General features: G+C 74.2%; 1 protein-coding gene. It reads left to right on the top strand.

Annotation, left to right across the window (positions count from 1 at the left end; all coding sequences use genetic code 11):
• Positions 1–44: 44 nt before the first annotated feature.
• Positions 45–12,122, top strand: coding sequence for an SDR family NAD(P)-dependent oxidoreductase (locus tag ACZ592_RS12720; RefSeq protein WP_471581542.1), 12,078 nt, complete (start codon positions 45–47; stop codon positions 12,120–12,122).
• Positions 12,123–12,149: the final 27 nt, after the last annotated feature.

The following is a 12,149-nucleotide window of genomic DNA, read 5'->3' as shown; positions in this document are numbered from 1 at the left end:
CCGGCCGCACGCCTCGCGATCACGGGCGGGGAGCTGGAGCGCACATGGTGAGCGAAGAGAAACTGGTCGACTACCTCAAGCGTGTCTCCGCGGACCTGCACGCCACCCGGCAGCGGCTGCGCGAGGCGGAGGAGCGCGACCAGGAACCCGTGGCCGTGGTGGAGATGGCCTGCCGCTACCCCGGCGGCGTCCGCACCCCGGAAGAACTCTGGGACCTGGTGTCCGCGGGCGCCCACGCGCTGGGCCCCTTCCCCGACAACCGGGGCTGGGACCTGGAGAGGCTCTTCCACCCCGACCCCGACCATCCGGGGACGAGCTACGCCCGCGAGGGCGGGTTCCTCCACGACGCCGACGCGTTCGACCCCGAGTTCTTCGGCATCAGCCCGCGCGAGGCCGCCGTCCTCGACCCCCAGCAGCGGCTGCTCCTGGAGTGCGCCTGGGAGGCCCTGGAACGCGCGGGCATCGACCCGCACTCGCTGCGGGGCAGCAGCACCGGCGTCTACGCGGGCGCGGCCCTGCCCGGCTTCGGCACCCCGCACATCGACCCCGCCGCCGAGGGCCACCTCGTCACCGGCAACGCCCCGAGCGTCCTCTCGGGCCGTCTCGCCTACACCTTCGGACTGGAAGGCCCGGCGGTGACGATCGACACCGCCTGCTCGTCGTCGCTCGTCGCCGTACACCTGGCCGCCCACGCGCTGCGCCGGCGCGAGTGCGACCTCGCGCTCGCGGGCGGTGTCACGGTCATGACCACCCCGTACGTGTTCACGGAGTTCTCCCGCCAGCGCGGCCTGGCCGCCGACGGCCGGTGCAAGCCCTTCGCCGCCGCGGCCGACGGCACCGCCTTCTCCGAGGGCGCCGGACTCCTCGTACTGGAACGCCTCTCCGACGCCCGCCGCGCCGGCCACCGCGTGCTCGCCGTCATCCGCGGCTCCGCCGTCAACCAGGACGGCGCGAGCAACGGCCTCACCGCCCCCAACGGCCCCGCCCAGCAGCGGGTGATCCGCGCCGCCCTCGCCGGCGCGCGGCTCTCGCCCTCGGAGGTGGACGCGGTCGAGGCACACGGCACCGGCACCCGCCTCGGCGACCCCATCGAGGCCGACGCGCTCCTCGCCACCTACGGCCGGGAACGGCACGAGCAGCGGCCTCTGTGGCTCGGCTCCGTGAAGTCCAACATCGGCCACACCCAGGGCGCGGCAGGCGCCGCTGGCCTGATCAAGATGGTCCAGGCGCTGCGGCACCAGACACTGCCCAGCACGCTCAACGTCGACGAGCCCACCCCGCACGCCGACTGGGAGTCCGGCGCGGTGCGCCTGCTCACCGAACCGGTCGCCTGGCCGAGGGGCGGACGCACCCGTCGCGCCGGCATCTCCTCCTTCGGCATCTCCGGCACCAACGCCCACCTCATCCTCGAAGAAGCTCCCACGACCGACACCGGGGAGGCGGGCGGCGACGCGGAAGGGCCGTGGCCCGTGGTACGTGCGAGTGCCGCGGCCGACGCACAGCCCGGCGCGGGGCAACAACCTCTGGTGCCCTGGCTGCTGTCCGCCCGGACCCCCGCCGCGCTGCGCGCCCAGGCCGACGCGCTGGCCGGTCACATCGCCTCCCACGACGACGACTCCGCCGCGGACATCGGCGGCACCCTGCTGAGCCGTACCCTCTTCGAGCACCGCGCGATCGTGCTCGGCGCCGACCGGGACGAACGCGCCGCCGCGCTGGCCGCCCTCGCGGCGGGCCGCACCCACCCCGCCCTCACCGGCGCCGCGGGCCCGGCACGGCCCGGCGGCACCGCTTTCCTGTTCACCGGTCAGGGCAGCCAACGCCCCGGCATGGGCGCCCAGTTGTACGCCGGCTTCGACGTGTTCACCGAAGCCCTGGACGAGATCCGCGGCCAACTGGACCCGCTCCTCGAACAGCCGCTGCTGCCCGTCCTGTTCGCCGCAGCCGACAGCCCCCGCGCGGCCGAACTGCACGAGACCGGGATGACCCAGGCAGCCCTGTTCGCCCTCGAAGTCGCCCTGTACCGCCTCGTCACCTCCTTCGGGATCACCCCCAGCCACCTGACAGGACACTCCGTCGGCGAGATCGCCGCCGCCCACGTCGCCGGGGTGTTCTCCCTGCCGGACGCCTGCAAGCTGGTCGCGGCCCGCGGACGCCTCATGCAGGCCCTGCCCGCGGGCGGCGCCATGCTCGCCGTCCAGGCGCCCGAGGACGACGTACTCGCGCTGCTCGCGGGGGCGGAGGAACGCCTCGCGCTCGCCGCCGTCAACGGCCCGGCCTCCGTCGTCGTCTCCGGCGAGGCCGCCGCCGTCGCGGACGTCGAACAGACCCTGCGCGGGCGCGGCCACAAGACCAGGCGCCTCCACGTCAGCCACGCCTTCCACTCACCGCTCATCGAGCCGATGCTCGACGACTTCCGCGCCGTGGCCCGCACGCTGACCTTCCACCCGCCGACGCTGCCCGTCGTCCCCAACCTCACCGGCCGCCTCGCCGACGCGGACCGGCTCACCGACCCCGAGTACTGGGTGCGCCACGTCCGGGGGACCGTGCGCTTCCACGACGGACTGCGCGCCCTCGACACCCAGAACGTGGTGCGCCACCTGGAACTGGGGCCCGACCCCGTCCTCGCCACCATGGTCCAGGACTGCCTCACCGCACCGGCGGGAGACGAGACGGCCGTACCGGTCGTCCGCGCCGCCCTGCGCGCCGGACACGACGAGGCCCGCACCCTGCTGAACGCCGTCGCAGCCCTCCACACCGACGGACAGCCCGCCGACCTCACGTCCCTGCTCCCCGCCGACACCGACCACCTGCCGCTGCCCACCTACCGCTTCCAGCGCCGCCGCTACTGGCGCGCCACCCCCGACGCCGCGGCCCCCGCCCGGGCCGCCGACCTCCAGGAGACCGGCCACCCCCTGCTGCCCGCCGTCATACGGCAGGCCGACGGCGGCCTCCTGCTCGCGGGACGCCTCTCCCTGCGTACGCACCCGTGGCTCGCCGACCACAGCATCGCTGGAGGCGTCCCGTTCCCCGCCACCGCGTTCGTCGAACTCGCCCTCCTCGCGGGACGGCACGCCGACTGCGACACCATCGACGACCTCACGCTGGAATCCCCGCTCCTGCTCGACGACACCGGCACCGGCGGCGGCGCCGTCCACGTACAGCTGGCCCTCTCCGCCCCCGACGACTCCGGCCGCCGCACCCTCACCGTGCACACCCGGCCCGCGGACGACGGCGACGCCTCCGACGACCCCCACGCCTCCGCCGGCGAGCCCGCCCACGGCTGGCGCCGGCACGCCACCGGCGTCCTCACCACGAGCGCGGCGACCGCACCCCCCGCCCCCGACACCGCACCCTGGCCGCCCGCCGACGCCACCGCCCTCGACGCCGACGCCCTGTACGACCGGCTCGACGCGCAGGGCTACCGCTACGGGCCCGCCTTCCGTGCCGTCCACGCCGCATGGCGGCACGGCGACGACCTGTACGCCGACATCCGCCTCGCCGACGAACAGCACGCCGACGCCAACGCGTTCGCCCTCCACCCGGCACTGCTCGACGCCGCCCTGCACGCCGTCGACGAGCTCTACCAGGACGCCGACGGCGACACGGAAGCCCCCGTACGGCTGCCCTTCTCCTTCAGCGACATACGCCACCACGCCACCGGCGCCACCCACCTGCGGGCCCGGCTCGGCCCGCGCGGCGAGGACCGGCTGCGACTGACCCTGACCGACCCCGACGGCGGCCCGGTCGCCACCGTCGACACCCTCCAGCTGCGGCTGATCCCCGCCGACCGCTGGCGCGCCGCCCGCCCCGCCACCACCACACCCCTGCACCACCTGGACTGGCAGCCCCTGCCGCTCCCCGACACCGCACCGGCCACCGGCACCTGGGCCGTACTCGGCGCCGACGACGCGGGCCTCGGCCCCGTCACGCGCCACCCGGACCTCGCCGCGCTCACCGCCTCCGTGGCGGACGGCGGGCCCGTCCCGGACACCGTCTTCGCGCCCCTCGCTCCGCAGAGCACAGAGACGGACATTCCGGCGCAGGTACGGGGCCGTGCGCAGGCCGCCCTGACGCTGGTCCGCGACTGGCTCGCCGCCGACACCCTCACCGGCGCCCGGCTCGTCATCCTCACCAGCGGCGCCGTCACCGCCCGCACGGACGACGCCCCCGCCGACCTGACCACCGCGCCCGTCTGGGGCCTGGTCCGCGCCGCCCAGGCCGAACAGCCCGACCGCGTCCTGCTGGTCGACACCGACCAGGAGCCGGCATCCCTGCACGCGCTGCCCGCCGGCCTCGCCACCGCGAACGCCCACGGCGAGACACAACTCGCCCTGCGCGCGGGCACCGCACTCGTGCCACGCCTCGCCGTCACCCCGCCCCCGGACCACGACACGGCACCAGCCCTGGACCCCGAGGGCACGGTCCTGATCACCGGAGGCACCGGCGGCCTCGGCCAGGCCGTCACCCGCCACCTGGTCACCACCCGCGGCGCCCGCCACCTGCTCCTCGCGAGCCGACGCGGCGAGGCCGCCGAAGGACTCACCGAACTCCGCGCCGACCTCGCGGCCCACGACGCCGACATCCAGGCGGCGGCCTGCGACATCACCGACCCCGACGCGCTCGCCGCGCTCCTCTCCGGCATCCCCGCCGCACACCCCCTCACCGCCGTCATCCACACCGCGGGCGTCATCGACGACAGCCTCATCACGGCGATGACCCCCGAACGCCTCGACACCGTCCTGGCCCCCAAGGCCGACGCCGCCTGGCACCTGCACGAACTCACCCGCGAGAAGGACCTGCGGGCGTTCGTCCTCTTCTCCTCCGGGGCCTCCCTCCTCGGCAACGGCGGACAGTCCAACTACGCGGCCGCCAACACCTTCCTCAACACCCTCGCCGCACACCGCCGCGCCCAGGGCCTGCCCGCGACCTCCCTGGCCTGGGGCCTGTGGGAGTCCGCGTCCGGCGGCATGGCCGCACGCCTCGCCGACACCGACCGCGCCCGCATCCACCGCACCGGCGTGGCAGGCCTCACCGACGAACAGGCCCTCGCCCTCTTCGACGCGGCACTCGTCTCCCCGCACCCCACGCTCCTCGCCACCCGCTTCGACCGCGCGGTCCTGCGCGGCCAGGCCGCCGCCCACACCCTCCAGCCCGCCCTGCGCGGCCTGGTACGCGCGCCCCGCGCCGCCGCGAGCACCACCGAAGAGGCCGCGCCCACCACATGGAGCGCTCGCCTGGCCCGGCTGTCCGCCGCCGACCGGGACCGCGCGCTGAGCGAACTCATCCGCGAACAGATCGCGACGGTACTGGCCCACCCCTCACCCGCGACCCTCGAACTCGGCCGCGCCTTCCAGGAGTTGGGATTCGATTCCCTCACCGCCCTGGAGCTGCGCAACCGCCTCTCCACGGCCACCGGCATCCGGCTCCCCGCCACCCTCATCTTCGACCACCCCAGCCCCGGCGCCCTCGTACGCCACCTGCGCGGCCTCCTCCCCGACGCCGAACACGACACGACCCCCACCGCCCTCATACCGGCCGCCCACGCCACGGCCACCGCCGACGATCCCATCGCCATCGTCGGCATGGCCTGCCGCTACCCCGGCGGCGTGGGCTCGCCCGACCAGCTGTGGCGGCTCGTGGCCACCGGCGCGGACGCCATCGGCCCCTTCCCCGAGGACCGCGGCTGGGACACCGCAGGACTGTTCGACCCCGACCCCGACCAGGTCGGCCACAGCTACACGCGGGAGGGCGGCTTCCTCTACGACGCCGCCAAGTTCGACGCCGGCTTCTTCGGCATCAGCCCCCGCGAGGCCGCCGCCACCGACCCGCAGCAGCGCCTGCTCCTCGAAACCGCCTGGCAGGCCTTCGAACACGCGGGCATCGACCCGGCCACCCTGCGCGGCACGCCGTGCGGCGTCATCACCGGGATCATGTACGACGACTACGGATCCCGCTTCCTCGCCCGCAAGCCGGACGGCTTCGAGGGCCGCATCATGACCGGCAGCACCCCGAGCGTGGCGTCCGGCCGGGTCGCCTACACCTTCGGCCTCGAGGGCCCCGCCATCACGGTGGACACCGCCTGCTCATCCTCGCTCGTCGCCATGCACCTGGCGGCGCAGGCCCTGCGGGGCGGCGAGTGCGACCTCGCGCTCGCCGGCGGCGTGACGGTGATGGCCACCCCCAACACCTTCGTGGAGTTCTCGCGCCAGCGCGGCCTGGCCCCCGACGGCCGCTGCAAGCCCTTTGGGGCCACCGCCGACGGCACCGGCTGGGGCGAAGGCGCGGGACTCGTCGTCCTGGAGCGTCTCTCCGACGCCCGCCGCAAGGGCCACAAGGTCCTCGCCCTGCTGCGGGGTTCGGCGGTGAACCAGGACGGCGCGAGCAACGGGATGACCGCCCCCAACGGGCCCTCGCAGGAGCGGGTCATCCGCGCCGCGCTGGCCGGCGCGGGCCGCAATCCCGACGACGTCGACGTGGTGGAGGCGCACGGCACCGGCACCACGCTGGGTGACCCGATCGAGGCGCAGGCCCTCCTTGCCACGTACGGCCAAGGACGTTCCCCGGAACGGCCGTTGTGGCTCGGTTCCGTCAAGTCGAACATCGGACACACGCAGGCTGCCGCGGGCGTGGCCGGTGTCATCAAGATGGTGATGGCCCTGCGCAACGAGCAACTGCCCGCCACCCTCCACGCCGACGAGCCCACCCCCCACGTGGAGTGGGACGGCGGCGGCGTCCGCCTGCTGACCGAGCCGGTTCCGTGGGCGCGGGGCGAGCGGGCGCGGCGTGCCGGAGTCTCGTCCTTCGGGATCTCCGGCACGAACGCGCACCTGATCCTGGAGGAGGCGCCGGAAGCGGTGGAGGAGCCGCAGGAGACGGTCCGGGGGTCGCTTGACGGGGCGACGGGGGCGCCGGGGTCGGTGGTGCCGTGGGTGGTTTCCGGGCGGAGTACGGATGCACTGCGGGAGCAGGCCCGTCGTCTGGGCGATTTCGTGGCGGACGTCTCTGAGGCGCTGCCTGCGGAGGTCGGCTGGTCGTTGGCCACGACGCGGTCGGTGTTCGAGCACCGGGCCGTGGTCGTGGGCGAGGACCGCGAGGCCCTGCTCGCCGGACTGCGGTCATTGGCGGCGGGCGAGCCGTCGGCGGGTGTTGTCGAGGGGACCGTTCAGGGTGCCACCGGGGCCGGTCCGGTGTTGGTGTTTCCCGGTCAGGGGTCGCAGTGGGTGGGCATGGGTGCCCGGTTGTTGGACGAGTCGTCGGTGTTCGCGGGGCGGATCGCCGAGTGTGAGCAGGCGTTGTCCGCTCATGTGGACTGGTCGCTGAGTGAGGTGTTGCGCGGGGACGGCTCCGAGCTGTCCCGGGTCGAGGTCGTGCAGCCGGTGTTGTGGGCGGTGATGGTGTCGCTGGCCGCCGTGTGGGAGGACTACGGGATCACGCCTGCTGCTGTGGTCGGCCACTCCCAGGGTGAGATGGCCGCCGCGTGTGTGGCGGGGGCTCTCTCCCTGGAGGATGCGGCGCGGATCGTGGCGGTACGCAGTGACGCCCTGCGGCAGCTGATGGGGCACGGCGACATGGCGTCCCTCAGCACGAGTGCCGAAGAAGCCGCCGAACTCATCGCAGACCGGCCCGGCGTGTGCGTGGCTGCCGTCAACGGGCCTGCCTCCACGGTTATTTCGGGCCCGCCCGAGCATGTCGCCGCCGTCGTCGCCGACGCCGAAGCGCGCGGACTGCGGGCCCGCGTCATCGATGTCGGATACGCCTCCCACGGACCCCAGATCGACGACCTCCACGAGCTGCTGACCGACCGTCTCGCCGACATCCAGCCCGCGGAGACCGACGTCGCGTTCTACTCCACTGTGACGGCGGAGCGGCTGGCCACGACCACCGCCCTGGACACGGACTACTGGGTCACCAACCTGCGCCAGCCCGTCCGCTTCGCCGACACCGTCGAGGCGTTGCTCGCCGACGGCTACCGCCTGTTCATCGAGGCCAGCCCCCACCCCGTCCTCAACCTCGGCCTCGAAGAGACGATCAGTCAGGCCGAGGTCTCCGCCTCAGTGGTCCCCACTCTCCGCCGCGACCACGGCGACGCCACCCAACTCACCCGCGCCGCCGCCCAGGCGTTCGCGGCGGGCGCGGAGGTCGACTGGCGCCGCTGGTTCCCGGCCGACCCCACCCCTCGTACCGTCGACCTCCCCACCTACGCCTTCCAGCACCAGCACTACTGGCTGGAGGAGCCCACCGGACCGACCGGCGACGCGGCTGACCTCGGCATGGCCTCCGTCGGCCATCCGCTGCTCGGCGCGTGCGTGGAACTGGCCGACAGCGACACGTACGTGTTCACCGGCCGACTCTCCCGCAAGTCCCCTGCCTGGCTCGCCGAGCACGTGGTGGCCGGGATGGCGCTCGTGCCCGGCGCGGCACTGGTCGAGTGGGTGCTGCGGGCCGCCGACGAAGCGGGCTGCGTCACGCTGGACGAACTGATGCTGCAGGCGCCCCTGGTGCTGCCCGAGTCCGGAGGTCTTCAGGTCCAGGTGGCCGTGGGGGCTGCCGACGAGCAGGGCCGACGCGACGTACACGTCTACTCGCGACCGGACCGGGCAGGCGGCGGCGACGCGTGGGTATGTCATGCCATGGGTGCCGTGAGCAGTGAACCCGTCGCCGCTGAAGGTGAGTTGAACGGCCAGTGGCCCCCGTCCGGTGCCGAAGCGGTGGATGTGGCGGACTTCTACGCGCGGGCCGCGGAGTCGGGGTACGAGTACGGTCCGGCGTTCCAGGGGCTGCGGGCGCTGTGGCGGGACGGGCACGATCTGCTCGCGGAGGTGGAGCTGCCCGAGAGCGCCGGCGCCGATGAAGGCTTCGGGATCCACCCTGCCCTGCTCGACGCCGTCCTGCACCCGCTGATGCTCCTCGACCGGCCTGATGACGGGCAGATGTGGCTCCCCTTCGCGTGGAACGGAGTGTCGCTGAGCGCGGAGCGGGCGACGCGGGTACGCGTTCGGCTGTCGCCGCAGGGGGAGTCGGCCGAGAGCGACCTCAAGGTGGTGATCGCCGACGGAACCGGCGCGCCCGTCCTCGGCGTGGACGCGCTGACCCTGCGGGCGGTCGACCCCCGCCGGCTGGCGGCGGCGGGCCGGACCGGTGTCGACGGGCTCTACACCGTGGACTGGACGCCGCTTGCCCTCCCGGTTCCGGCCCCGGACGGCTCCGAAGGCTCCGACGCGCCCGGCCCATGGGCCGTCCTCGCAGATGGGCTTGATGGCGTCGATGTGGCCAGTGCGCTGTCGGACGGCGCTGGGGTGCCGTGGGCGGTACTCGCGCCCGTCGGGTTCGCCGCCGACCGTGACGCCGAGGCCGCCACCGACCTGTCCGCCGCCGAACGGGTGTTGTCGCTCATGCAGGAGTTCCTTGCCGCGGCCGCGCCGGAGTCCGCCGAGTCGCGACTGCTCGTGGTGACGCGGGGAGCCGTGGCGGCCGACGGTGACAGCGGTGCCGACCTGGACCCCGCAGCCGCGGCCGTATGGGGACTGGTGCGCAGCGCCCAGTCCGAGAACCCGGGCCGCTTCGTCCTGCTCGACATCGCCACCGGTATCGACATCGACTTCGATGCCGACGTCGATACCGGTGGCGACCCGGACACCCACACAGGCGCCGAGGCCGCCGCCCTGCCCCAGGCGCTGATCCGCCGAGCCGTCGAGGAGGTCGATGAACCTCAACTCGCCCTACGTGCGGGAAGATTGCTGGTCCCGCGCCTGATCCCCGCCGGTGTCCCAGAAGAGCTCGTACCGCCAGTGAACACACCCGTGTGGCGCCTCGGCACCTCCGGCACCGCCACCCTGGAGAACCTGTCGGTGATCGAAGCCCCGGAGGCGCTCGCGCCGCTGGCACCCGGGCAGGTGCGGATCTCCGTGCGGGCGGCGGGCATGAACTTCCGCGATGTGCTGATCGCGTTGGGCATGTATCCGGACAAGGGCACGTTCGCGGGCAGCGAGGGGGCCGGTCATGTGACGGAGGTCGGCCCCGGCGTCACCCACCTCGCGGTCGGGGACCGGGTGATGGGCCTGTTCGAGGGCGCGTTCGCCCCGGTGGCGATCGCGGACGCCCGGATGGTCGTCCCCGTGCCCGAGGGCTGGAGCCTGCGGGAGGCCGCGACGGTGCCCGTGGTGTTCCTGACGGCCTGGTACGGCCTGGTGGACCTGGGCCGCCTCCGCGCCGGCGAATCGCTGCTCATCCACGCGGGCACCGGCGGCGTGGGCATGGCCGCCACCCAGATCGCCCGCCACCTCGGCGCCGAGGTGTACGCCACCGCGAGCCCCGCCAAGCACGCCGTCCTCGACGGCATGGGCATCGACGCGGACCACCGTGCCTCCTCCCGCGACCTCGACTTCGAGGAGACGCTGCGGGAGGCGACGGGCGGGCGCGGCATGGATGTCGTACTCAACAGCCTGGCCGGGGAGTTCACCGACGCCTCGCTGCGGCTGCTCGCCCCGGGCGGACGCATGGCCGACATGGGCAAGACCGACAAGCGCGACCCCGAGCGGGTCGCCGCCGACCACGCGGGCGCCTGGTACCGGGCCTTCGACCTCGTGCCGCACGCCGGGCCCGACCGGATCGCCGAAATGCTGGCGGAGATGGGCGAGTTGTTCGCCGCCGGTGTGCTGGCGCCGCTGCCGGTCCAGGCGTGGCCGCTGGGCCGGGCGCGGGAGGCCTTCCGGTTCATGAGCCAGGCGAAACACACCGGCAAACTGGCCCTGGAGATCCCGCCCGCGCTCGATCCGGACGGCACGGTCCTCATCACCGGCGGCACCGGCGTCCTCGCCGCCGCGGTGGCCGAGCACCTGGTCAAGGAGTGGGGCGTACGACACCTGCTGCTGGCCGGAAGGCGCGGATCCGAAGCGCCCGGGAGTGGTGAACTCGTCCACCGCATCAGCGCGTTGGGTGCCGAGGTCACCGTCGTCGCGGCGGACGTAGGGGATCCGGAGGCGGTGGCGGAGCTCGTCGGCAAGACGGACCCCGCGCACCCGCTGACCGGCGTCATCCACGCGGCCGGTGTCCTGGACGACGCCGTCGTCACCGCACAGACACCCGACAGGCTCGCGCGGGTGTGGGCGGCGAAGGCGGCCGCCGCGCGGCACCTGCACGAGGCGACGCGCGACTTGCGGCTCGGCCTGTTCGTGGTGTTCTCCTCGGGGGCGGCGACGCTCGGCAGCCCGGGGCAGGCCAACTACGCTGCCGCCAACGCCTATTGCGACGCGCTCGTCCGGCGTCGCCGCTCCGCAGGGCTGGCCGGTCTCTCGATCGGCTGGGGCCTGTGGCAGACCGCGAGCGGCATGACCGGGCACCTCGGCGAGACGGACCTGGCCCGCATGAAGCGCACCGGGTTCACTCCGCTGACCACGGAGAAGGGACTCGCCCTGCTCGACGCGGCCCAGGCCCACGGCCGTCCGTACGTGGTCGCCGTGGACCTCGACGCGCGTGTCGTCGCCGCACAGCCCGCCGAGACCCGGCCCGCGCTCCTGCGCGCCCTGGCCGCCACGGCTCCGGGCGGGCGGAGCAGCCGCCGGACCGCCGCCACGACCACCGCGGCCTCGGCGGACGGCCTCGCCGCACGGCTCGCCGGACGGACGCCGGCCGAACGGCGCCGACTCCTGCTCGACCTGGTCCGTGGCAACGTCGCCGGCGTCCTCGGGCACACCGGCCACGAGGCCATCCGCCCCGACACCTCGTTCAAGGAGCTGGGCTTCGACTCCCTGACCGCCGTCGAGCTGCGCAACCGGCTCGCCGCGGCGACCGGCCTGAAGCTGCCCGCGGCACTCGTCTTCGACTACCCCGAGTCCGCCACGCTCGTCGACCACCTCCTGGAACGCCTGTCGCCCGACGGCGCCCCGCCACTCCTCAAGGACGCGGCCGACCCCGTGCTCAACGAACTCGGCAGGATCGAGTCCTCCCTGGAGGCCCTCGCCCTGGACGACGACGCGCGCGGCCGGGTCACCAGGCGCCTCAACACCCTGCTGGCGAAGGTGAACGGTGCCGGGGGCGGTGCCGCGACCGGCGCGGCGGGGCTGGACGCGCTCGACGACGTCTCCGACGACGAGATGTTCGAGTTCATCGACCGAGAGCTGTGACCCGCTGCCCTTCCCGTTCCCTGTGCC

It is taken from the genome of Streptomyces sp. NPDC040622 (assembly GCF_055593965.1).
This window is presented reverse-complemented; position numbering and strand designations above follow the sequence as displayed.

Excerpts from the sequence above, each read along its gene's own strand:
- ACZ592_RS12720 (WP_471581542.1), top strand. The coding sequence starts at position 45 with ATGGTGAGCGAAGAGAAACTGGTCGACTACCTCAAGCGTGTCTCCGCG.